Annotated in this window: 22 protein-coding genes and 2 pseudogenes; 12 read left to right on the top strand and 12 right to left on the bottom strand. The window is 73.4% G+C overall.

Translation table 11 applies throughout. From position 1 onward, the window contains the following. Positions 1-141 precede the first annotated feature (141 nt). Positions 142-1,269, top strand: a complete 1,128-nt coding sequence (locus IE177_RS25615) for a magnesium and cobalt transport protein CorA (RefSeq protein WP_190017780.1) — start codon at positions 142-144, stop codon at positions 1,267-1,269. Between the two features lie 60 nt (positions 1,270-1,329). On the opposite strand, the gene IE177_RS25610 is transcribed toward IE177_RS25615, so the two are convergent. After that, positions 1,330-1,971: a nucleoside/nucleotide kinase family protein gene (locus tag IE177_RS25610; protein ID WP_190017779.1), complete on the bottom strand. Its 642-nt coding sequence runs from the start codon at positions 1,969-1,971 to the stop codon at positions 1,330-1,332. Positions 1,972-2,163: 192 nt separating this feature from the next. Here IE177_RS25610 and IE177_RS25605 point away from each other — a divergent pair, with 192 nt between their 5' ends. After that, positions 2,164-2,859, top strand: a complete 696-nt coding sequence (locus tag IE177_RS25605) for a DUF2293 domain-containing protein (RefSeq protein WP_190017778.1) — start codon at positions 2,164-2,166, stop codon at positions 2,857-2,859. Positions 2,860-3,025: 166 nt separating this feature from the next. After that, the gene (locus tag IE177_RS25600) at positions 3,026-4,513 is read left to right on the top strand and encodes a glutamate synthase subunit beta (protein ID WP_190017777.1); all 1,488 of its coding nucleotides are present in this window, start codon (positions 3,026-3,028) and stop codon (positions 4,511-4,513) included. A 104-nt stretch (positions 4,514-4,617) separates the two neighbouring features. Here the strand turns inward: IE177_RS25600 and IE177_RS25595 are convergent, their stop codons facing one another. After that, entirely contained in the window at positions 4,618-5,151 is a 534-nt protein-coding gene (locus IE177_RS25595) for a carboxymuconolactone decarboxylase family protein (protein ID WP_190017776.1), read from the bottom strand. 46 nt (positions 5,152-5,197) lie between these two features. Here IE177_RS25595 and pdxR point away from each other — a divergent pair, with 46 nt between their 5' ends. Beyond that, positions 5,198-6,619, top strand: coding sequence for a MocR-like pyridoxine biosynthesis transcription factor PdxR (gene pdxR / locus IE177_RS25590; protein ID WP_190017775.1), 1,422 nt, complete (start codon positions 5,198-5,200; stop codon positions 6,617-6,619). 162 nt (positions 6,620-6,781) lie between these two features. On the opposite strand, the gene IE177_RS25585 is transcribed toward pdxR, so the two are convergent. Then, a complete protein-coding gene (locus IE177_RS25585) occupies positions 6,782-7,036 on the bottom strand; it encodes a DUF397 domain-containing protein (protein WP_190017774.1) in 255 nt (84 codons plus the stop codon). Then, positions 7,037-7,897, bottom strand: coding sequence for a Sco1979 family transcriptional regulator (locus IE177_RS25580; protein ID WP_190017773.1), 861 nt, complete (start codon positions 7,895-7,897; stop codon positions 7,037-7,039). A 227-nt stretch (positions 7,898-8,124) separates the two neighbouring features. Here IE177_RS25580 and IE177_RS25575 point away from each other — a divergent pair. The 3 genes and pseudogenes from IE177_RS25575 to IE177_RS25565 form a co-directional block, all read left to right on the top strand. Next, positions 8,125-8,748, top strand: a pseudogene (locus IE177_RS25575) (ATP-binding protein); the annotation flags it as partial. A 326-nt stretch (positions 8,749-9,074) separates the two neighbouring features. Then, a complete protein-coding gene (locus IE177_RS25570; protein ID WP_373305177.1) occupies positions 9,075-9,491 on the top strand; it encodes a hypothetical protein in 417 nt (138 codons plus the stop codon). Positions 9,492-9,687: 196 nt separating this feature from the next. Next, positions 9,688-11,631, top strand: coding sequence for an ABC transporter ATP-binding protein (locus IE177_RS25565; RefSeq protein WP_190017771.1), 1,944 nt, complete (start codon positions 9,688-9,690; stop codon positions 11,629-11,631). Between the two features lie 12 nt (positions 11,632-11,643). On the opposite strand, the gene IE177_RS25560 is transcribed toward IE177_RS25565, so the two are convergent. Both IE177_RS25560 and IE177_RS25555 read right to left on the bottom strand, forming a co-directional pair. Next, entirely contained in the window at positions 11,644-11,820 is a 177-nt protein-coding gene (locus IE177_RS25560) for a DUF8839 family protein (protein ID WP_190017770.1), read from the bottom strand. Positions 11,821-11,941: 121 nt separating this feature from the next. After that, entirely contained in the window at positions 11,942-13,918 is a 1,977-nt protein-coding gene (locus IE177_RS25555) for an FUSC family protein (RefSeq protein WP_190017769.1), read from the bottom strand. A gap of 405 nt (positions 13,919-14,323) precedes the next feature. On the opposite strand from IE177_RS25555, the gene IE177_RS25550 reads away from it, so the two are divergent. Together IE177_RS25550 and IE177_RS25545 are read left to right on the top strand one after the other, a co-directional pair. Continuing rightward, on the top strand, positions 14,324-14,743 hold the full coding sequence (locus IE177_RS25550; protein WP_190017768.1) for a RidA family protein: 420 nt from the start codon (positions 14,324-14,326) through the stop codon (positions 14,741-14,743). After that, a complete protein-coding gene (locus tag IE177_RS25545; protein WP_190017767.1) occupies positions 14,740-15,195 on the top strand; it encodes a GNAT family N-acetyltransferase in 456 nt (151 codons plus the stop codon). The genes IE177_RS25550 and IE177_RS25545 overlap by 4 nt, the downstream gene beginning before the upstream one ends. 49 nt (positions 15,196-15,244) lie before the next feature. Here IE177_RS25545 and IE177_RS25540 read toward each other — a convergent pair whose 3' ends face one another. Beyond that, positions 15,245-15,940: a uracil-DNA glycosylase gene (locus IE177_RS25540; protein WP_190017766.1), complete on the bottom strand. Its 696-nt coding sequence runs from the start codon at positions 15,938-15,940 to the stop codon at positions 15,245-15,247. Between the two features lie 94 nt (positions 15,941-16,034). Here IE177_RS25540 and IE177_RS25535 point away from each other — a divergent pair, with 94 nt between their 5' ends. After that, positions 16,035-16,763: an RNA-binding S4 domain-containing protein gene (locus tag IE177_RS25535; RefSeq protein ID WP_190017765.1), complete on the top strand. Its 729-nt coding sequence runs from the start codon at positions 16,035-16,037 to the stop codon at positions 16,761-16,763. 46 nt (positions 16,764-16,809) lie between these two features. Here IE177_RS25535 and IE177_RS25530 read toward each other — a convergent pair. Continuing rightward, positions 16,810-17,237 (bottom strand): annotated as a pseudogene (locus tag IE177_RS25530) (hypothetical protein). Positions 17,238-17,420: 183 nt separating this feature from the next. Between IE177_RS25530 and IE177_RS25525 the strand changes: the two are divergent. After that, positions 17,421-17,717, top strand: a complete 297-nt coding sequence (locus IE177_RS25525; protein ID WP_190017764.1) for a DUF6343 family protein — start codon at positions 17,421-17,423, stop codon at positions 17,715-17,717. A gap of 62 nt (positions 17,718-17,779) precedes the next feature. On the opposite strand, the gene IE177_RS25520 is transcribed toward IE177_RS25525, so the two are convergent. The 4 genes from IE177_RS25520 to rpsA form a co-directional block, all read right to left on the bottom strand. Then, positions 17,780-18,160: a tetratricopeptide repeat protein gene (locus IE177_RS25520; RefSeq protein WP_190017763.1), complete on the bottom strand. Its 381-nt coding sequence runs from the start codon at positions 18,158-18,160 to the stop codon at positions 17,780-17,782. Between the two features lie 50 nt (positions 18,161-18,210). Beyond that, positions 18,211-18,858, bottom strand: a complete 648-nt coding sequence (coaE, locus tag IE177_RS25515) for a dephospho-CoA kinase (protein WP_190017762.1) — start codon at positions 18,856-18,858, stop codon at positions 18,211-18,213. Positions 18,859-19,013: 155 nt separating this feature from the next. Next, a complete protein-coding gene (locus tag IE177_RS25510; RefSeq protein WP_190017761.1) occupies positions 19,014-19,952 on the bottom strand; it encodes a PAC2 family protein in 939 nt (312 codons plus the stop codon). Positions 19,953-20,131: 179 nt separating this feature from the next. Beyond that, the gene (gene rpsA, locus IE177_RS25505; RefSeq protein WP_076090117.1) at positions 20,132-21,625 is read right to left on the bottom strand and encodes a 30S ribosomal protein S1; all 1,494 of its coding nucleotides are present in this window, start codon (positions 21,623-21,625) and stop codon (positions 20,132-20,134) included. 303 nt (positions 21,626-21,928) lie between these two features. Between rpsA and IE177_RS25500 the strand changes: the two genes are divergently transcribed. Beyond that, positions 21,929-22,828, top strand: a complete 900-nt coding sequence (locus IE177_RS25500) for a class I SAM-dependent methyltransferase (RefSeq protein WP_190017760.1) — start codon at positions 21,929-21,931, stop codon at positions 22,826-22,828. Positions 22,829-22,842 lie beyond the last annotated feature (14 nt).

Genomic DNA, 22,842 nt, shown 5'->3' with positions numbered 1-22,842 from the left:
GGCCGAGCCGCGGCCCGGTGCTCCGTCCACAGGCGGGAACAAAGCGGAACGCCCTGTTCCCACAGGCTGATCCGCTCCTCGCCCGCGGCTGGCAGACTTGCCGGGCAAGGCGCGCAAGGAGATCCACGCGAGGAGATCCAGATGACCATGGCTGGGAATCTGCGGAAGGTCACGGGGCTGGGCAGGGTAGGCGGCCTGCGCAGGGTGGCACGGCTGGCCAGGCGGCGGCCGCGCGTGGACCTGAGCCATCCCGCCAGGTCACCGCTGGGCTCGTCGGTGGTGAACTGCGTGACGTACCAGGACGGCGTGCGCGTGCCGGGATGCGCCGACCTGGTGGATGCCGTGCGGCTGGTGCGCAAGAGCGGCGAGGGGTTCGTCTGGCTCGGGCTGCACGAGCCCACGGAGGACGAGTTCGCGGGCGTCGCCGAGCTGCTCGACCTGCATCCGCTGGCGGTGGAGGACGCGGTCGAGGCTCACCAGCGGCCGAAACTGGAGCACTACGGGGACACGCTCTTCGCGGTCTTCAAGACCGTCTGTTATGTGGAGCACGAGCAGCTGACGGCGACGAGTGAGGTGGTGGACACCGGCGAGATCATGGTGTTCGCCGGCCGCGACTTCGTCATCACGGTGCGCCATGGCCGGCACGGCTCACTGGGGCCGCTGCGCGAGGAGCTGGAGGCGGACCAGGGTCAGCTCGCCAAGGGACCGGCGGCGGTGCTGCACGCGATCGCCGACCACGTCGTCGACGACTACCTGAGCGTCACGGACGCGGTGCAGGGCGACATGGACCAGGTCGAGACGGAGGTGTTCTCGGAGAACGGCGCACGGCTCGACCCGGGCCGCATCTACCAGATGAAGCGTGAACTGCTGGAGCTCAAGCGGGCGGTGATGCCGCTGGTCCGGCCGGTGGAGGATCTCGCCACCCGGCCCATCCGGGTCGTGGCCCCGGAGATACAGGCGTACTTCCGGGACGTGCTGGACCACCTGACAAGGGCCAAGGAGCAGATCGCCGCGTTCGACGAACTGCTCAACTCCATCCTGCAGGCGCATCTCGCGCAGGTGACGGTCGCGCAGAACGAGGACATGCGCAAGATCACGGCATGGGCCGCGGTGATCGCCGTGCCGACGATGGTGTGCGGGGTGTACGGCATGAACTTCGACCACATGCCGGAGCTGCACTGGCGGTTCGGCTATCCGGTGGTGATGTCCGTGATGGCGGGGGCGTGCGTGGCGCTGTACCGGGGTTTCCGGCGCAACGGCTGGCTGTGAGAGGCGCCTTCCCCCGGCTCCGGCGGTCGCCGCGCCCGGCTCACCGGGCGGCCTTCCCGATCAGCCGCCCCAGGCGGGATGGCGCGGGTCGTCGGCGCGGACCAGGACGTCCGCCGTTGCGGCCGGGTCCGTCTCGGACTCGTAGCGCTCGAAGGCGGGGAGCGTCCAGTGGTCGGCCTGCGGGGTCCGCCGGCGCAGGGCGCCCGGTGAGAGGAGGACGTGCACGCTGAGGTCGAACGGGAACCAGTGACGCAGCAGGAGGGGGCCGTGCAGCAGCAGGAGCCCGCCGGGGGGCAGCGGGACGTAGGGGCTGCGGGTGGCGCGGTCGGTGGCCGGGTCCCACAGGTCGGGCAGGACCCGGCCGGAGCCTGAGGGGTCGAGCGGGCCGAAGACCTCGCGCCACAGGGCCGCGGTGTCGAACCATTCGCTGTAGTAGGACTCCGCGTCCCGTCGCCCGTGTTCCAGGCGCAGGGAGGCGGGGCGCAGGAAGCCCTCGGTGCCGACCACGAGTGAGGGCCTGCCGCGCACGCGCAGCGCCTGCGCGACACGCTCGGCGAGTTCGCCGGGGCGGGCGGCTGGGGCTCCGTCGAAGCCGGCACGCGTCCAGGCGCCCCCGTCGGCCGGCTCCAGACCGGTCAGCCGGTCCGCGAGCCGTTCGGCGAGCCTGTCCCAGGTGATCGCTTCGAGTCGCACAGGGCCCATGATGCCGAATGCGGCCGAGCGGCCGTCGGGCGCGGGCGGGGACGGGAACAGGAACGGGGACGGAGCCGGGCTCCGGTGCAGCGGCGTGCGCGGGTGCCGTGTGCGGGGCCGCGTGCCGCGTACGGCCTGCGGGGCGCGGGCGTGGGCGGCACGGGCGTGGGAGGCAGGGGCGTGACGGGGAATGTACCGCCTATGGCGCTTCCAGCGACTCCCCCTTCCCCCGGTCGGCTTGTCGTCTTCCAGTCCCGGAAGGGCAAGCGGTGTGCCGCCTGCCGGCGCGGTCCGCTGTCGCTGCTCGTGCTGGAGGACGGAGCACCGCGCTGCCTGGCCTGCGCCGACCTCGGGCACCTGGTGTTCCTGCCGCGCGGTGACACGGCGCTGACCCGCAGGTCGCGGGAGGAGAGCACGCTGTCGGTGGTGGTCGTCCGGTTCAACCGGCGCAAGAGCCGCTACGAACGGCAGGGGGTGCTGGTCGAGGAGGCGGCGCTGGCCCGGGCCGAGGAGCGGTGTCTGGCCGACGCCGAGGCGCGGCGCAGGCGGCGGGCGCGGGACGCGCGGCGCAGGACGGCGGAGGACGAGCGGTTCACGGCGGCGTTCGCGGCCGGGATCCTCCGGCTGTTCCCCGGGTGTCCGGCCGAGCGGGCCGCCGCCATCGCCGCCCACGCGTCCGTCCGGGGCAGCGGGCGGGTCGGGCGCAGCGCGGCCGGGCGGGCGCTGTCCGACGACGCGGTGATCTCGGCGGTCGTGGCAGCCGTACGGCACGTGGACACGCCGTACGACCAGCTGCTGATGGCCGGGGTGCCGCGCCACGAGGCCCGGCGCCGCATCGCCCCCGCCGTGCGCGGCGCGCTGCGGGCATGGCGGGAGCCCGGGGAGGACGTGGGCTGAGGGCGCAGGGGCGGACCCGTGCCGTCCGAGACTCCGGAGAAAGCGCTGTCCACCGCTCTGCGCGGCTGCCGGTGCGGACGTATCGTGGCCGGAAGAGTGCCGCCCGAAGGCGCACGGCCCGTCGTACACCCGGTGCCTGAGGTGCCCGTACGCGAGGAAGACGACCATGGCCGATCCCAAGGGGTTCATGACCACACCGCGCCAGGAGTGGCCGCGGCGGCCCGTCGAGGAGCGGGTGCGGGACTGGGACGAGGTGTACGTCCCGGGCGCACTGCTGCCCATCATCAGCAGGCAGGCCGACCGCTGCATGGACTGCGGCATCCCGTTCTGCCACCAGGCCTGTCCCCTGGGCAATCTCATCCCAGAATGGAACGACCTGGTTTCGCGGGAGGACTGGCGGGCCGCGAGCGACAGACTGCACGCCACCAACAACTTCCCCGAGTTCACCGGCCGGTTGTGCCCCGCGCCCTGCGAGGCGGGGTGTGTGCTGGCGATCAACCAGCCGGCCGTCACCATCAAGAACGTGGAGTGCGCGATCGCCGACCGGGCCTGGGAGGAGGGCTTCACTCCCGCACGGCCTCCCGACCGGCTGTCGGGCAAGACGGTCGCCGTCGTCGGCTCCGGGCCCACGGGACTGGCCGCGGCACAGCAGCTGACCCGGGCGGGGCACACGGTCGCCGTGTTCGAGAAGGACGACCGTATCGGCGGGCTGATGCGGTACGGCATCCCCGAGTTCAAGATGGAGAAGCGGCATCTGGAACGCCGCATCGAGCAGATGCGCGCGGAGGGGACCAGGTTCCGTCCGTCCACGGGAGTCGGGCGGGACGTTCCGGCGGCGGATCTGCGGGCGCGCTACGACGCGGTGGTACTGGCAACGGGTGCGACGGCGTGGCGTGAACTCCCCGTACCGGGGCGGGAGTTGCAGGGCGTACACCAGGCGATGGAGTATCTGCCGCTGGCCAACCGGGTGTGCGAGGGAGATCTGGCGGCCTCGCCGTTGTCGGCGGCCGGCAAGCACGTCGTGATCGTCGGCGGTGGCGACACCGGGGCGGACTGCCTGGGGACGGCGGTGCGCGAGGGGGCGGCGTCGGTGACCCAGCTGGACATCTACGCGCAGCCGGATGCCGAGCGCGACGAGGACACCGAGCCGTGGCCGACCTACCCGAAGATCTACCGCTTGTCGGCCGCGCACGAGGAGGCGCGGGATCTGCGGACGGCGCCGTCGGCGGACGCGGACGCGCGGCTGTTCGCGGCGTCCACGCTCCACCTCACCGGGGACGGCGGCGGCCATGTGCGGTCGCTGCATCTCATGGAGGTCGACGCGCGGCGGCAGCCGGTGCCGGGCACCGAGCGGGAGCTGCCCGCCGATCTCGTGCTGCTCGCGCTCGGGTTCCACGGGCCCGACCGGGAGGACGGGCTGGTCGAGCAGCTGGGGCTGACGCTCGAACCGCGCGGCACGATCGCCCGGGACGACGGCTTCGCGACCAATGTCCCCGGGGTGTTCGCCGCCGGGGACGCGGCACGCGGGCAGTCGCTCATCGTCTGGGCGATCGCGGAGGGCCGGGCGGTCGCCGCGGCCGTGGACCGGTATCTCATGGGCAGTTCGCGGCTGCCGGCCCCGGTCTCCGCGAACGACCGGCCGATGAGGGTGTGAAGGCGGGGGTGTGCGGGTGCGGGTGTGAAGGCGGCGCGCGGCCGGAGCCCCGGACCCGATGACCGGCGGTCCGGGCTGCTCAGGCCCTTCGCGGACGCCTGCCGTCAGCGGCGCCGCTCGTCCGTCCCCGCCACCTTGCCCGTGGCCAGCGCCACCCGGTTCCACGTGTTGATCGCGAGGATCAGTGCGAGGACGTGGCCGAGCTCCTCCTCCGTGAAGTGCGCGGCGGCTTCGGCGTAGAGGGTCTCGGGGACACCTGCGTCGGCGATCAGCGTCACCGCCTCCGTCAGCGCGAGGGCCGCCTGCTCCCTCGGCGTGAAGAAGTGACGGGCCTCGCGCCAGACGGCGACCATGTGGAGCCGGTCCTCGCTCTCGCCGGCCTTGCGGGCGTCGTTGGTGTGCATGTGGAGGCAGTAGGCGCAGCGGTTGAGGTGGGAGGCACGGATCTGGATCAGTTCGACCAGGGCGGGGTCGAGGGCCGAGCGGGCGGCGGCGTCGAAGCCGACGAGGGCGCGGAACACCTTGGGGGCGGCCTTCGCGAAGTCCAGGCGGCTGCGGGCGGCTTCGGCCTCGGTGATCCCGGAGGTGGCGTCAACGGCGTTGTCGATCAGGGCGGTTGCGGTGGTGTTCGTCGTCATGCCTTCAACCTAGGTCCCGGAAAGACCCTCTGTAGGGTGCACTTCCATGACGGATTCATGGGTCAATTCCGCGGAGCGGATCGGGATCGACCTGCACCTGGAACTGTCGGCGCCGGGCGGGCGGCGGGCGGCGCTGATCGGCGCGCTGCGGGAGGCCGTCCGCAGCGGGCGGCTCGTGCCGGGCACCCGGCTGCCGCCGTACCGGTCGCTCGCCGCGGATTTGGGCGTGGCCCGCAACACGGTGGCCGACGCGTACGCGGAACTGGTCGCGGAGGGCTGGCTGACCGCCCGGCAGGGCTCGGGGACGCGGGTCGCGATGGGGGTGGAACCTCTGCGGCGCGCCGTGAGGACACCGGTGAGGACGCCCGCACGCGCGCGTGGGCCGCGGCACGATCTGCGGCAGGGTGCGCCGGACGCGTCGGCGTTCCCGCGGGCGGCCTGGTCGGCCTCGTACCGGCGGGCGCTGCAGGCGGCGCCGAGCGAGGCGTTCGGACCTGGGGACCCGGCCGGACGCCGGGAGTTGCGGGAGGCGCTGGCGGAGTACCTGGCACGCGTGCGCGGGGTGCGTACCGAGCCGGACCGCATCGTCCTCTGCTCGGGGTTCGCTCACGCGCTGCGGCTGCTGTTCGGCGCGGGCGCGGGCGGAGTGCTGCGCGGTCCGCTGGGCGTCGAGTCGTACGGGCTGGGCTTCCACCGGGGACTGCTCGCTACGGCCGGTGTGCCGACGAGGCCGCTGCCGCTGGACGAGGACGGGGCACGGGTGGAGGAGCTGGGGCGGGAGCGGGCGGTGCTGCTCACGCCGGCGCACCAGTTCCCGACCGGAGGCCCGCTGCACCCCGGGCGCCGCGCCTCGGTGATCGACTGGGCCCGGGCACGGGAAGCGGTGGTGCTGGAGGACGACTACGACGGGGAGTTCCGGTACGACCGCCGTCCCGTCGGCGCGCTCCAGGGCCTCGATCCCGAGCGGGTGATCCACCTCGGCTCGGTCAGCAAGAGTCTGTCACCGGCGCTGCGGCTCGGCTGGATGGTCCTGCCGGAGCGGTATGTCGAACCCGTCCTCGCGGCGAAGGGCGAGCGGGAGGCCTGGGCCAGCGTGCCGGACCAGCTCGCACTCGCGGACTTCGTGGTCTCGGGTTCGTACGACCGGCATGTGCGGCGCATGCGGCAGCGGTACCGGCGCCGACGCGACCGGCTGGTGGCCGCGCTCGCCGCGCACGCACCGCACATCCGGGCGACGGGGATCGCGGCCGGGCTGCACGCGGTACTGCGGCTGCCGCCGGGGACGGAGCGGTCCACGGTGAAGGCCGCCGCCTGGCAGGGCATCGCCCTCGACGGCCTCGCCGCGTTCCGGCACCCGCGGTCGTCCATGACGGCGGGTGACGGTCTGGTGGTGGGGTACGCGGCCGCCGCCGAACACGCCTACGAGGCGGCGCTGGAGGCGCTGTGCGGGGTGCTGCCGCCGGAGTGACGGCAGGGGCGGCGGAGGTGGCTCTGCGGGCAAGCGCCGTGAGGGGCCGCCGACGGCGGCCCCTGGCGTTTCCCTGCGGAGCGGTTGTCGCGAGCGGTTGTTGAAGCGTTGACCCACACTCAAAATGCCCGTCGGCTCGGCGCGTCCGCGCCGCCGGCGGGTTCAGGACAGCAGGAAGTCGGCCTCACCCGCCTTGGCGCCCTCGATGAACGCGGTCATCTCGTCCGTGGTGTAGATCAGCGCCGGCCCGTCCGGGTCGGTCGACTGGCGTACGGCGATCCGGCCGTCGGCCAGCTTCATCGCCTCCAGGCAGTTCCCGCCGTTGCCGCCGCTCCAGGGCTTGTGCCACCCCTCGCTGCCCAGCTCCCGCGCGGGCATGCCGTTGTAGACGCGTCCGCGCGGCTTCATGCGATCCATTCACAGCTCCTTGCGGAGATCCCGGAGGATCTCCTTCGTGCGTTGTGCCGTAGCGGCCTGCGCCGCCATGCGGTCCATGACCTCGAGGTGGGTCGCCACCTCGGTGCGCGCGTCCAGGTAGACGGCGCCGGTCAGGTACTCGCTGTAGACCATGTCCGGCAGTTCTGACATGGCAAAGCGGAACAGCACGAAGGGCCCGTACGTCCCCGGGTGGGGCCCGTTGGCGAACGGGGCCACCTGGAGCGTCACATGGGGCAGCTTCGTGGCCTCGAGCAACTTGTCGACCTGCGCGCGCATCACCTCCGGGCCGCCGACCCGGCGGCGCAGGGCGGTCTCGTCCATCACCGCCCAGAAGCGGGGGGCGTCGGGACGGGTGAGCAGGTCCTGGCGTTGCATGCGCAGGGCGACGTGGCGCTCGATGTCGTCCGGGCTGGTCTGGCCGATGGCGCCCGACATCAGCACCCCGCGCGCGTAGTCCTCGGTCTGGAGCAGGCCGGGGACGAAGTGCGGCTCGTAGGAGCGGATGAGGGCGGCGGCACCCTCCAGGCTGACGTACATGGAGAACCAGCCCGGCAGGATGTCGTGGAACCGCTGCCACCAGCCGGGGCGATTGGCGTCCTCGGCCAGCTGGACGAACAGCTCGGCCTCGTCGTCGGGGACGCCGTAAGCCTTCAGCAGGAGTTGCAGGTAGGGGATTTTGAGGGCGACCTCGGCCATTTCCATGCGGCGGACGGTGGCGGGGGCGACGCGCAGGACGCGAGCGGCCTCCTCACGCTTGAGCCCCGCGCGTTCCCGCAGGTCCAGCAGGCGTCGGCCGAGGACCACCTGACCCACCGTCGGCGCGGACCGCGGTTCGCTCACGCTGCCACCTCCACCGAAAGCTCCGCCGAATGTTTCCCGACAGCCCTGCGGCGCCATTCGAAGGTTCATTCGAAGACCGGTCCGGTTCCCCGATGACCCCAATTGGCGCCGCTTGACGTGTTGTTGCGAGCAGTGTGCCACGGCCTTCGACCGAGTCACATGGCACTCTGCAAATTTCAGAGTGACACTTGCCAAGTGTTCACGGCGGGGAGATAGTGGCAAGCGTGATGCCGTCCCCGCCCTTAGGAACAGACGCCGCCGCAGACCGTTCCGGTCTGGGTGCCGATGGGAGTTCCCCCGCTCGAGCATGTTCGGGTGCGGGCGCGGGAGCGACCCCCGCGGCAGGCGCCGCCCGGCGCGGGTTCCGCTTCGAGCTGGCCGCGCATCCGGGTTCCGTCGCGCAGGCCAGACGCCTGGCGCACGCCCGGCTGACCGGCTGGTCGGTGGGCGCGGACACCTGCGACAACGCCGCTCTGGTCGTGTCCGAGCTGGTCACGAACGCGATAGTGCACACCGCGAGCAGCCGTGTCGTGTGCGAGCTGCACGACCACGACGACACCGTGCGCATTGCCGTGCGCGACGAGGGCTGTGCCCCCGGCGAACCTCACACCGCCGCGCAACGGCCCGATGAGGAGCACGGGAGGGGACTGTTCCTGGTCGACGCACTGTGCCGGGCCTGGGGCGCTCAGGAGCACGGCCCCGGACTGCTGGTCTGGGCCGAGCTGGCCCGCCGGACCGACGCGGCCCCCGAAACCGCCGAGCCGCGCAACGACCTGGGCTGGGGCGCCCGCCCCAAGCCGGGCCGCCCGGACGACTCCGGCCAGGACGACCCGGCGGAAGCCCGCCGCCGGCCACCGGAGCAGCACCGGCCCCCCGGTGCGGACCACCCCCCGCACGCGCCTGAGCAGCGCGGACACGCGCACCACGGAGGCCCGGAGCAGCACCGGCGCCCAGCCCCCGAACAGCACCGGCGCGCCGCCCCCGGGCCCCAGCCCCTGCACCGGACGCCGGAGCAGCACGGGCACGCGGGCCGCGGCGACCATGTGAGCCCGGAGCAGCACCGCACCGGGGAGCGGCCGTGACCGGCCCCGGGGCCTTCGACCGGCGCGGCGGGAGCGACTGCGACCGGCACCGGGCGGCCGGATCCCCGCAGTGCGAGGCCGCCGGTCAGGAGCGCGTGGGTCCGGACGGGCCGATCGGCCTGGACACCCTGGTGCGGCTCCAGCGCCGGCGCCCGGCACCGGACGCGACCCGCCGGCTGCCGATGCCGGACGGCATGACGGCCCCGCTCGGCTGTGACGCCGTGGCCGTTCCCGACCGCCTCGGCCCCCTGGTCGTACCGCGGCTCCCCCGGCTGGGCTGTGTGTACGCCGACGGAAGCCGCTGGTGGTGGATCGTTCCGGCGGATTCGGACTACGCCCTGCCCTGGCCGTCGCCCGCCCAGTACGCCCCCGGCGCCCTCGTCACCGGCACCGCCCGGCTCATCCACCGCCCCGAGGGACCGGCACCGTACACCCCGCCCATCCCGTTGTACCTGGCCCTGTGCCGGGTGACGGGAACAACCCCCGACTGGTCGAGTGCCGTGTCGGCCTAGGGACGGCAATTGCCCCGCCGCTTCCCTCCGCACACCCGCCCCGCCGCATCCCTCCCCGCACGCGCCCTGCGCCTCGCGCCGCAGCGCTCGCATGCCCCGCGCCCCTTCCACGCCCCCGCTCGCCTCCGCTCGCGCCCTGCACAGGCACGGGGTGCGCCCGCGATAGTGGCCGTTCCGTCACGGTGGGGAGGTCAGGGTGGGGAAGAGACGGGGGGCGGCCGAGCCCGTGGTGTCGGACTCGGAGCAGTTGCTGTTCGGGGGACTGCTGCGGTACGACACGGGCTGGAACAAGCACTCGGACGCCTTCCTGCAGCTGAACTTCCGCGCGATGGTGGTCCGCCTGCCCGGCATGCTGGTCTCCAGCCTCCGGCTGGCCCGGCAGGCCGACCCACGGGCCGCTCGCACCGTGCTGGCCGCCGAGGTCGGCCGGGGCGCGGCCCAGGCGGTGGGCCTGCTGGCCGTGAACAGCGCGCTCGGCGAGCTGCTCACCGGACCGGACATCGCTCAGCGGCTGCGCTCGGCCGCGCCCGCCCTGATCGTCGTCGCCGCCGTGATGCTGGTGACCGCGCTGCTGCGGGCGGCCACCACCTACGCCACCGGCCGGCTCGAGCCCAAGGTGGAGCGGGTGGCGACCGAGCTGTACCTGGAGCGGGCGGCCAACGTGGAGCTGGCCGCGATCGAGGACCACGCCTTCCACAAGCTGCTGGACACCGCGCGCTACGGCGCCCGGTCGGCCCGGCGCATGATCGGCTTCGGCACCGAGGTGATCAACGCGATGATCTCGCTGATCGCCGCGGCGGGCGTGCTGACCGTGCTGCATCCGGCACTGCTGCCGCTGCTGGTCACCATGACCCTGCCCAGCGCCTGGAGCGCGCTGACCAACGCCCGGCGGCGCTATGAGTCGTTCCACACGTGGGTGCAGCACGCCCGTGCCGGCGAGCTGATCAGCAGCCTGCTCACCGAGCCGGACGCGGCTCCGGAGGTCCGGGTGCACGGGGTGGGCCCGTTCCTGCTGCGGCACTTCCGGGCCATGTCGGAGACGGCGGAGGCGGAACAGGCCCGGCTGGCCCGGCTGGCCGCCCGGACCGGGCTGATCGCGGCGGCCTGGACGGGCCTCGCCACGCTCGCGACGTACGCCACGCTGGGCGCGCTGCTGCTGGCCGACGCGATGGCCCTGTCCGTGGCCGGTACCGCGGTGCTGGCGATCCGGACCGGCTCGGCCAGCCTGGACACGCTCGTGCTGCAGATCAACCAGCTGCACGAGGAGGCCCTGTTCGTGGGCGATCTGGAACGGCTGTACGCCGAGGCGGCCGAGCGCGCCATTCCCACGGGCGGTGAGGCCCTCCCGGAGGACCCGGCGGAGATCCGGTTCGAGAACGTCACGTTCAGCTATCCGGGTGATGCCGCCCGGCCGGCCCTGGACGACGTCACCCTCACGCTCCCCGTGGGCCGGATCATCGCGCTCGTCGGCGAGAACGGCTCGGGCAAGACCACACTGGTCAAGCTGCTCGCGGGCCTGTACACACCGGACCGGGGCCGGATCCTCTGGGACGGCGTGGACACCGCGCGGGCCGACCGGCGGCTGCTGGCCGAGCGCATCGCGATGGTGGCGCAGGACTTCAAACGCTGGCCGTTCACCGCCCGGGTGAACGTGGCCGTGGGCCGCCCCGCCGCGCCGATGACGGAGGAGCGGCTGGCCGCGTCGATCGCCGAGGCCGGCGCCGGGGAGGTGGTCGCGGATCTGCCGCGCGGCCTGGACACCCTGCTGGCCCGGCACTTCAGCGGCGGGCACGAGCTGTCGGGCGGGCAGTGGCAGCGGCTGGGCATCGCCCGGGCCGCCTACCGGCGCGGACAGATCCTGATCGTGGACGAGCCGACCGCCGCGCTGGACGCCCGGGCCGAACTGGAGGTGTTCGAGAAGATCCGGGCACTGGCGGGCAGCGGGCAGACCGTCGTCCTGATCACCCACCGGCTGGCCTCGGTCCGGCATGCCGACGTGGTGCACGTGCTGGAGCACGGGCGGCTGGTGGAGTCCGGCTCCCCGGAGGAGCTGCTGGCGAGGGGCGGCGTCTACGCCGAGCTCTACGCCCTGCAGGCGGATCAGTTCGGTGCGACGGTGCCGGCGCCGAAGCCGGCCTGAGCCGGCCCGGCGTCACTCGACGGCGACGCCCCCGCGGACGATCACCAGGAACGTGTCCGTGGCGAGGTCCATGACGACTTCGGCCGGCAGGCCCTCCAGACGCCGTGCGTGGGCGAACTCCTCCGCGGGCCAGGATCCCCGCGGACCACCGGCGGGAAAGCGTTCGAGCACCGTTCGCCCGTTCACCATCTCGCACCTCCAGAAGCGTTGTACCTGTTGGAGTGAACGCTCCGGAGAGGGAAAAGGCCTCGCTCGGTGACCGGACTGAGACATTGCCGACACGCCTTCGGCGCGGACCGTGAGAGTCCGTTCACGTGGTGACACGAACCGCACGCTCCACATCGACGACGGGCGGCGACAGCGGCAGCACGCCGTGCGCCCGCAGCTCTTCCAGCGCCTCCCGCAACTGTTCACGGTGGCGGGCGGTGAGCCTGCCGGTGTCGTCGAGGTGGACGGCGCAGGCCGTGGTCGTGTCCACGAGCCGTTCCAGGAGGACCGCGACGGCGTCCGTGCCCTCGGTGTGCCTGGCGAGGGCGGGCAGTTCGGCGGCGGCCACGGCGATGGCGGTACGGGCCTCGGCGAGGGTGCGGTAGGCCTCCCGGCGCAGCGCCCACCGCTCTGCGCGGTCGCCGGACGGGCGGAAGCCACCAGGCGGGCCGTACTCACCCGCGAGAGCGGCCGCACCCGAGGAAGCGGACTCGCCCGAGGGAGCGACGGAGTCACCCGACTCGCCGACGACGTGCACGAGGTAGGCGTGTGCGGCGTCACCGGCCACGGTGAGCCGGGACCGCACCCCGCCGCCGCGCTGCCCCGGCATCGGCAGATGCCCGACGATCAGCACCAGCCCGCAGGCCAGCATGGTCTCGCCGATCCGGCTGACGGAGGCTTCGGGCTCTCCCCCGACCATGACCAGCGCGAGCACGAGGACGGTGATGACGGCGGTCAGAGCGCCGAAGTGCCGGGTGGCGAGCGGGACGGCCGCCCCGCACACCGCGACCAGCGCGATCAGCCCCTCCGGCCGCGGCAGCAGCGCGGCGAAGCCGGCGAACACCACGGCGCCCAGCACGGTTCCGGCGGCCCGGCACAGCACACGGGAGGCGAGCGGCCCGAGATCGGGCTTGACGAGGAAGACGGCGGTGGCGGGCAGCCAGTACCAGTGCTGGTGATGCCCGTACCAGCGGGCGTGGTGCAGGGCCTGGGCGATGGCCGCGCTGCCGCCGAAGCAGAGGGCGACCCGCAGCCCGTACTCGCGTCCGCCCGCGCCGAACGCTGCCCGCACCGCGTTCTGCACGCTCCGCCGCCGGGCGAGCAGCCGGTGGTGCGTGCCCTCGGCGCGGTCGAAGGTCGCCGCGGCGCGCAGCAGGGCGTCGTCGAGGGCGCGCAGTGCCGGGGCGGACCGGTGCGGGGCGGGCAGCGGGCCGGCGCCGGTGTTGCCGCGCACGGCGGCGGCGAGTCGCCGGGCACCTTCCGCCGCCCGTGCCGCGACGGGCTCCCCGGCCCAGAAAAGGGCGGTGGCGGCCTCGGCGAGGGGCAGCGCGGCCGCGTACTGGGCGCGCAGCCGGCGCTCCGCGGCGGAACTGGCGTACCGGCGCAGCCGGGGCCCGGCCAGGGCGTCCTGGGCATGGTCGAGGGCGGCGGTGAGCGCGGCCCGCCGGGCGGTGGCGTGCTCGCCGCCCACGGAGTCGACGAGCGCGGCGATCGCGTCGTAGACGCCGGCGACCGCCGCCCGCTCCCCGTCGAAGCGGAAGTCCCCCGCGAGCGAGCCGGGCGTGGGCAGGACGAGCCGGAGCAGGATCAGCCAGCCCGCGCCGGCGAGGAAGGCGAGGGCACGCTGCCAGCCGCTCTCGGCCGCCGGCATGCCGGCACCGACGGCGGCGGCGACCAGCAGCTGGGTGCCCGCGGCGGAGGCGACGGGCCCGACCGCGCTGAGGGCGCCGGCGGCCAGGCCGAGCCCGGTGAGCGCCAGGGTCAGCGGTACGGCGGACATCCCCTGCCCCGCACACGTGCCCACGAGCAGCCCGAGGGCCCCGGCCAGGGCGGGCACGCCGAGCCGCTTGACGGAGGCGCGCCGGCTGCCGGGCCGGTCGTTGATCCCGGCGAGCATCGCGGCGATGGCGGCGATCACCCCGGCGGCCGTCCGTCCGCCGAGCACACCGGCGAGCAGCAGCGGGCCGGCCGCGAGCGCGCCCCGCGTCATCGCGCTCCAGGGCACGGGACCGCGCTGGGCACGGAGGGCGTGGGCGAGCCAGGGGGGTGCGGCGGGCCGGGACACGGGGCTCCTGTTCATTCGGGGGCGGGGTGCCTCCGGACGACAGTGGCCGGGCTGTGTTCCACGGGTCGGTGCCCGCGAGGGGGCTGCGACGTGTGGACACCCACGGTACGGCGCGTTCCCCGGATGAGCGAAACCATCACGTTTCAGTGAGGTGAAAGGTGCCGGGGCGGCCGGTGACCGAAGGAGCGCGGCACCCGGGACGAACGCCTCGCCCCAGCGGTGATCCTTCGGCTCCGGTCGCGGGCCGCAGCGTTGCCGGGCGCCCGCCGGCCGCGAAAACGGGGTGCGCGCGGCCGCACGGGTCGCGGAGGATCGGGAAGCCGTCGTCCCGGCCCCGCCGCCGTGCCCCGACGTCCCGCACCCGTCCCGACGTCCGCACCCGTTTCCGCACCCGTCCTCCCCCGACTTCCAGGAGCCGCCATGATCCGGCGAGTGACCGCGCCCGGGCTCTTCCCGCCGCCCACCTACTCCCACGCCTCCGTCGTCGAGGCCGGCACGAAGCTCGCGTTCCTCGCCGGAGCCGTACCGCTCGACGAGAAGGGGGACGTCGTCGGTCCGGGCGACCCCGTACGGCAGGCCGAGCGGGTGATCGCCAACCTCCGGGAACAGCTGGCCGCCGTCGGCAGCGACCTGGCGCACGTGGTCGTCACGGAGGTGTACGTGGTGAGCGACGAGCCCTCGGTGCTGTCCGCGGTGTGGGACGTCGTCGAGGCGTCCGGGCTGAGCGGGGGCCCCCACTCCTCCACGCTGCTCGGCGTCTCCTGCCTCGGTTACACCGGGCAGCTGGTGGAGATCACGGCCACGGCGATGGTGCCGGAGCGGACGGGGGGCGACCGGTGACGGGTCCGGTCGTGCTGCGCCGGGCCACGGCGGCCGACGCCCGGGCCGCCGCCGACGTCTGGCTGCGGTCCTTCACCGCCGCGCTGCCCACGGTCGTCCGGCCGCACACCGACGACGACGTACGGGCCTACATCCGGGACGTCGTGGTGCCCCTGCGGGAGACGTGGGTGGCGGAGGCCGGCGGGACCGGCGTCGTCGGCCTCATGGTCCTCGACGGCGACCTGCTGTCCCAGCTGTACCTGGACCCCGGGTGGCGGGGTCGGGGCCTCGGCGACCGGTTCGTCGCACTGGCCAAGGAGCGCAGCCCGGGCGGGCTGACGCTGTGGACCTTCCAGGTCAACAGGCCCGCCCACCGCTTCTACGAGCGGCACGGCTTCACCGCCGTCGAGTTCACCGACGGCAGCGGCAACGAGGAGCGGGAACCGGACGTGCGCTACGTCTGGCGGCCCTGAGCGCATCGGCGGCGACGCCCCCGCCCCCGGTCACCGCCCGCTGATCCCGCTACGGCAGTCCGGCCGCGTCCGCCGCCGTGCGCAGCACCTCGCGCAGCATCTCGGCGGTGAGCCTGCCGGTGAAGGTGTTGCGCTGGCTGACGTGGAAGCAGCCGAAGAGGTCGAGGCCGTCGAGGGCGACCCGGGTGCCGTGGGCGAAGGCCGGGCGGGGGCGGGGCACGGACCAGCCCGCCTCGGCGAACGCGGGCAGCGCGGCCTGCCAGCCGAAGGCACCGAGGACCACCGCGGCCCGCAGCGTCGGGCGCAGCAGCGTCAGCTCCTGGACCAGCCAGGGGCGGCACGTGTCGCGTTCGCCCGGGGTGGGCTTGTTGGCGGGCGGGGCACAGTGCACGGGCGCGGTGACGCGGACGCCGTACAGGCTCAGGCCGTCGTCGATGGCGACGGAGGTGGGCTGCGAGGCGAGCCCCACGTCGTACAGCGCCTGGTAGAGCACGTCCCCGGAGCGGTCACCGGTGAACATCCGGCCGGTACGGTTGCCGCCGTGCGCGGCCGGCGCCAGCCCGATGATCACCAGCCGGGCGTCCGCCGGTCCGAAGCCGGGCACCGGCCGCCCCCAGTACGTCCAGTCGGCGAACGCGGCCCGCTTGGTCCGGGCGACCTCCTCCCGCCAGCCGACCAGCCGGGGGCAGGCTCCGCAGTCCGCGACGCGACGGTCGAGCCGGGCGAGGGCACTGCTGTCGTCCATAAGGCAACCGTAGGGGGCGCAGCACGGAACACGGCGGGTGCGGCCCCCGGAAAACACCTCCGGCTCCTGCGTCCCGTGGAGTTAAGGTCGGGACATGGCTTCCGAGGATGCGGACGAGAACGTGACCCGTGGGACGGGCGGGCCCGGTGGGACGAGCTCTGCCCGGGATGCCGGGGGCCCCGGCACCACCGGCGAGCGTCCGCTCGACCCGAAGGTGGCCGCCGCGGTGGCCGCCGCCGAGGCTTCGGGACCGGCCGCCGGCGAAACGGTGCGCATCGACAGCTGGATCTGGGCCGTACGCCTGATCAAGACGCGCTCCCTGGGGGCCGCCGCCTGCCGAGGCGGCCACGTGCACGTCAACGGCGAGCGGGTGAAACCCGCCTACTCCGTGCGGGTCGGCGACGAGGTGCGCCTGCGGAACGAGGGCCGGGAGCGGATCGTGATCGTCAAACGGCTCATCCGCAAGCGGGTCGGCGCGCCCGTGGCCGTCGAGTGCTACATCGACAACTCCCCTCCGCCTCCGCCCCGTGAGGCCTTCGCCCCGGCCGGTCTGCGCGACCGGGGCGCCGGCCGCCCCACCAAACGCGACCGCCGCGACATGGAGCGCCTCCGCGGCCTCACCGGCCCGGCCGGCCCCGGAGCATACGGCGGGTACGCCGGCTTCGCCGGTCCCGGCGGCCCGGGCCCACAGGGTGGGCCGGGTGGACAGGGCGGACCAGGCGGCCCGGACGGCCCCCGGGGATCAGGGGGAACAGGTGGTTCCCGACGGTCCGGTGGTCAAGGCGGTCACCGGGGATCCGGGGGAGGCTCCCGGGGGCACTAGGCCGGCGTCTGCGGCCGGGCGGACGGCATCGCCGGCCCACGTCCCGCTATGCCGTCGGTACGGCTCTCACCCACATGCCGTCCGCTGTCAGACAGGCGTCCAGCTCCAGTCCCGCTTCCGCCAGCGCCGACTCGAACTGCTCCGCGGTCAGAGGCCGGGACAGGAACGTCTGGGTCCAGACCGCGTCCGGGAACAGGTACTCGGCCCGGACCGAGTCGACCCCGTCTCCGACGGGCTCATGTCGGCGGACTCGTCCACCGCCGTGACCGTGAAGCCGCGTTCCAGCAGGGCGTGGGTCATTCGGCCCACTCCGCTGCCCAGCTCCAGGATGTGCGCGCCGGCCGGTACCGCCGCGGTGATGATGTCCGGCTCGTCGCCCACCGGCAGCCGGTCGTACAGCTCGACCGCGCGTCCGTCCGGGGTGATCGCACCGGGTCCGGTGCCCTCGTGTCCCTCACGCATTTCGACCGTCATGCCCGGACAACGGCCCGTCATCGCACGGCCGTTCCCAGCCGGCCGGCGTTCACTCGTTCGAGCTGTCCGGTCCGGAACGGGAACCATTCCTGCCCGGGACGCCGTGCGGCCGGCAGGTGGGCGCCAGTCCGATTGATGCCCGCCCGCATCGGAGAGTACGTTTCAAGGAGGAGCGGTGATCCGATGCGTACGGGCAGTGAGCCGGTGACCGCCCGCAGTGCACTGCGGGCGCGGTTCTGGCTGAGCGTGTGGGGGCTGGTCTGGGCGACGTTCGGCACGGCGGCCTTCGCGCTCGCCGGGCGCCCGGGCTGGGCGGCGGCCTGCGGGGTGCTGTGGCTGGTGGTCACCCTCGACATGGCCCTGATCCTCAGACACATGCGGCAGGGCCCGCACTACCAGCCGGGCCCGGACGTGCCGCCGTACCGGCCGCCGGACCCGGGACCCCCGTACCAGGGACCGCCCAGGCACCGGCATCCGTGATGCAGGGGCGTGAGCAGGGGCGTGACGGGCCGGTCGAGGACGCGACGCGTGCCGGCCGGCCGTCAGTCGTCGAAGTGGGCCGCCTTCAGGTACTGCGGGTTGGGGTCGAGCGCTGCCGCCAGCCGGAAGTGGCGTTTGGCCTGGTCGGGGCGGCCCTGGCGCTCGTAGGTGCGGGCCAGGGCGAAGTGCGCGAACGCGTTGTCCGGCTCGCGCTCCAGCACGATGGTGAACTCCAGCTCGGCGGGTCGCAGTTGTGCCGCCGCGAAGAAGGCGCGGGCGCGCAGCAGGCGGGCGGCGGTGTTCTCCGGGTGCGCGGCGATCACTCCGTCGAGCAGTTTCACCGCGCCCCGCGGGTCCCGTGCGTTGAGCAGGTGCTCGGCGGCACGGAAGTCGATGACATGCGTCTCCGGTGTACGTCCGGCGGAACCGCTGGTCTCGGGCACGGCGGAATCCTTCCCTCGCTCCGCCGCTTCAACGCCCGCGGGCGCGCCCCTTATTCCGCGCTCCCAGCCCGCGGGCCGGCGTCCCCGCTTCCCTCCCGGCCCGCGTGTGCCCGGCGCACGAGGTCGTCCCACACCTCGGCGACACGCTCGCGCAGCGCGTCCAGAGGCACGTCGTTGTCGATGACGACGTCCGCGATGTCGCGGCGCTGCTCGCGGCTCGCCTGTGCCGCCATGCGCGCGCGTGCGTCCTCCTCGGTCATCCCGCGCAGCCGCACCAGCCGGTCGAGCTGGGTCGTGGGGCTCGCGTCGACGACGATCACGACGTCGTAGAGCGGCGCGAGGCCGTTCTCGGTGAGGAGCGGGACGTCGTGGATCACCACGGCGTCTTCGGGGGCGGCGGTCTCCAGCTCGTGGGAGCGGGCGCCCACCAGGGGGTGGACGATCGAGTTCAGGACGGCCAGCCGGTCGGGCCGGGCGAAGACGATGGAGCCGAGCCGGGGCCGGTCGAGGCTGCCGTCGGCGGCGAGGACGTCCTCGCCGAAGGCCTCCACGACGGCGGCGAGGCCGGGGGTGCCGGGCGCCACGACCTCGCGCGCGATGCGGTCCGCGTCGATCAGCACGGCCCCGTGCTCCACCAGCAGCCGCGACACCTCGCTCTTGCCGGCGCCGATGCCGCCGGTCAGGCCCACTTTCAGCATGAGCGGAAGCTTAGGCCCTGTCGCCGGCGGGACTGTCCCCGGCCCGGCGCTCCCTGCTCTGCCACCCGGCCCTTCCCGCTGTGCCCCGCGGCTCCTCCGGCCGTGCCGTCCGGCCCGTCCCGCTGTGCCGCGCGGTGGGCGTTGAGGGGCCTGTCCTAGCTGTCGCCCTCGCGTTCCGCGAGGAACCGCTCGAACTCGCGGCCGATCTCGTCGGCCGACGGGATCTCCACGGGCTCGGCGAGCATGTTGCCGCGGGTCTCGGCGCCCGCCGCGGCGTCGTACTGGTGCTCCAGGCCCTGGACGAGCGCGGTCAGTTCCTCGTCGCCCTCCTGGATCTGCCGTTCGATCTCCGTCTGCGTCCGGTGCGCGTCCGTGCGCAGGGAATGGGCGACGCCGGGCAGCACCAGCCCGGTGGCGGCCGTGATCGCCTCGAGGACGGTCAGGGCGGCGTCCGGGTACGGGGAACGCGCGACGTAGTGCGGGACGTGCGCGGCGACGCCGAGGACGTCGTGCCCGGCCTCCATGAGGCGGTACTCGACCAGCGACTCGGCGCTGCCGGGCACCTGGGCCTCGTCGAAGGGGCTGCGGTGGCCGGGGACGAGGTCGGTGCGGTTGCCGTGCGGGGTGAGGCCCACCGGACGGGTGTGCGGGACGCCCATGGGGATGCCGTGGAAGTTCACGGACATGCGGACGCCGAGGCGCTCCACGATCTGCCGTACGGCCGCCGCGAACCGCTCCCACTCCACGTCCGGTTCGGGACCGGACAGCAGCAGGAAGGGGGCCCCCGTGGCGTCCTGGACGAGGCGGACCTCGATGGCCGGGACCTCGAAGTCGTCCCAGCGGTCCCGCTTGAAGGTCAGCAGGGGCCGGCGGGCCCGGTAGTCGACGAGCCGGTCGTGGTCGAACCGGGCCACGACCTGGTGGGGCAGTGAGTCGAGCAGCCGGTCGACGATCTGGTCGCCGGTCTCGCCCGCGTCGATGTATCCGTCGAAGTGGTAGAGCATGACAAGGCCGGCCGACTCCTGGGCGAGCGCCATGTCGACCACGGCGAGGCCCTTCGGCTCCCATGCGTACAAACCCTGCGGATCAAGCACTGTGACCGCTCCTCCTCGTGTTCGTCATCGACAACACGGCCGGGATCACGGTCATTCCCATGACACGCCGGTGATCACGGATCAGGACGCCGGGCGAGGATGCGTTCCGGACATGCCGAAGGGCCGTACCCCGGAAGGTACGGCCCTCGGCACTATCGGCTAAGCCCAGCGGCCGGCGATCAGCTCTGGCCGCCGGCCAGCTTCTCGCGCAGCGCGGCAAGCGCCTCGTCCGAGGCCAGGGCACCGGAGGTGTCCGCACCCTCGGAGGAGTACGAACCGCCACCCGACGCGGCCGGAGCGGCGGCCTCGCCGCCCTCGGCGGCAGCGGCGGCGTCGGCCTCGCGGGACTTGATGACCTGCTGCTGGTGCTGCTCGAAGCGCTGCTGCGCCTCGGCGTACTGGCGCTCCCACTCCTCGCGCTGCTTCTCGTAGCCCTCGAGCCAGTCGTTGGTCTCGGGGTCGAAGCCCTCGGGGTAGATGTAGTTGCCCTGGTCGTCGTAGGACGCGGCCATGCCGTACAGGGTCGGGTCGAACTCGACCGAGGCCGGGTCGGCACCGAAGGACTCGTTGGCCTGCTTCAGCGAGAGGCTGATGCGACGGCGCTCGAGGTCGATGTCGATGACCTTGACGAAGATCTCGTCGTTGACCTGGACGACCTGCTCCGGGATCTCCACGTGGCGCTCGGCCAGCTCGGAGATGTGGACCAGACCCTCGATGCCCTCGTCCACGCGGACGAACGCACCGAACGGAACCAGCTTCGTGACCTTGCCGGGCACGACCTGGCCGATCTGGTGGGTGCGGGCGAACTGCTGCCACGGGTCTTCCTGGGTCGCCTTCAGCGACAGGGAGACGCGCTCGCGGTCCATGTCGACGTCGAGGACCTCGACCGTGACCTCCTGGCCGACCTCGACGACCTCGGAGGGGTGGTCGATGTGCTTCCAGGACAGCTCGGAGACGTGGACCAGACCGTCGACGCCACCCAGGTCCACGAAGGCACCGAAGTTGACGATCGAGGAGACCACACCGGAGCGGACCTGACCCTTCTGCAGGGTCGTGAGGAACGTCTGGCGGACCTCGGACTGGGTCTGCTCCAGCCAGGCACGGCGGGACAGGACCACGTTGTTGCGGTTCTTGTCCAGCTCGATGATCTTCGCCTCGAGCTCCTTGCCCACGTAGGGCTGGAGGTCGCGGACACGGCGCATCTCGACGAGGGAGGCCGGCAGGAAGCCACGGAGGCCGATGTCGAGGATGAGACCACCCTTGACGACCTCGATGACGGTGCCGGTGACGATGCCGTCCTCTTCCTTGATCTTCTCGATGGTGCCCCAGGCACGCTCGTACTGGGCGCGCTTCTTCGAGAGGATCAGGCGGCCTTCCTTGTCCTCCTTCTGGAGGACCAGGGCCTCGATCTCGTCACCGACGGCGACGACCTCGTTCGGGTCGACGTCGTGCTTGATCGAGAGCTCGCGGCTCGGGATGACACCTTCGGTCTTGTAACCGATGTCGAGCAGGACCTCGTCCCGGTCGACCTTCACGATGACGCCGTCGACGATGTCGCCGTCGTTGAAGTACTTGATCGTCTCGTCGATCGCGGCGAGGAAGGCTTCCTCGTTACCGATGTCGTTGACCGCTACCTGCGGGGTGGTGGCGGTGGTCTCGGTGCTGCTCGTCATGTGGGAAAGGGCTCCGGTACGGACATTGAAGTCGTAGGTACTGCTTACGCCGGGAGCCCGTTTCGCTCTGCAGAAGCCGGACAGCCAAGGAAGCGCCCCACCAGGAACTGGCGATGGCGCCTCGACAACCGAGGGGACATACAACAGATGCGAGCGCAGCCTGCTACGTCTGAGGTGCGCAGGCCCGCAGCGCAACTTGTAGCATACGGGGGCAGCCGGGCAGGGTCAATGCGCGAAGCGCGCACCCGGGGCGCATCGCCGCAATCCCGGCACGGGAATCCTTCCCGAAGGCCGTGCGGGCCCGTGGGATCGCTTCGGCGAGTCGCCCCCCGGCGGGTTGGACGGAAGAGTACGACGAGGGAGCCCATCATCCAAGAGCCGGAACCTTACGAACCCGGAGAGCCCGAGGGGCCCGAACCGGAGGCCACCCGCCGTGACGCCGGTGTGGCGGAGAGCGCACGGGCCAACCGGGGCTGGTGGGACCGCAACGCCGACGAGTACCAGCACGAGCACGGCACGTTCCTCGGCGACGACCGCTTCGTGTGGTGCCCGGAGGGCCTCGACGAGGTGGAGGCGGAGCTGCTGGGCCCGGCGGAGGACCTCAAGGGCAGGGACGTCCTGGAGATCGGCGCCGGCGCGGCGCAGTGCTCGCGCTGGCTGGCCGCCCAGGGGGCCCGCCCGGTGGCTCTGGACCTCTCGCACCGCCAGCTGCAGCACGCGCTGCGGATCGGCGGGCCGTTCCCCCTCGTCTGCGCCGACGCCGGTGCGCTGCCCTTCGCGGACGCGTCCTTCGACCTGGCGTGCTCCGCGTACGGGGCGCTGCCGTTCGTCGCCGACCCGCGGCTGGTGCTGCGCGAGGTGCGGCGCGTGCTGCGGCCCGGGGGACGGTTCGTGTTCTCCGTGACCCACCCGGTCCGCTGGGCGTTCCCGGACGAGCCCGGCCCGGACGGCCTGTCGGTGTCCTCCTCCTACTTCGACCGGACGCCCTACGTCGAGCAGGACGAGGAGGGCCGCGCGGTCTACGTGGAGCACCACCGCACCCTCGGCGACCGGGTCCGGGACATCGCGGCCACGGGCTTCCGGCTGGTGGACCTGGTGGAGCCGGAGTGGCCGGCCTGGAACACCACCGAGTGGGGCGGGTGGTCCCCGCTGCGCGGGAACCTGATCCCGGGTACGGCGATCTTCGTGTGCGAGCGGGACTGAGACCTCCACGCGCG

It is taken from the genome of Streptomyces lucensis JCM 4490, from assembly GCF_014650035.1.
Classification (GTDB): domain Bacteria; phylum Actinomycetota; class Actinomycetes; order Streptomycetales; family Streptomycetaceae; genus Streptomyces; species Streptomyces lucensis.
The sequence above is the reverse complement of the archived record's forward strand: the minus strand, read 5'-3'. Positions and strand labels throughout refer to the sequence as shown.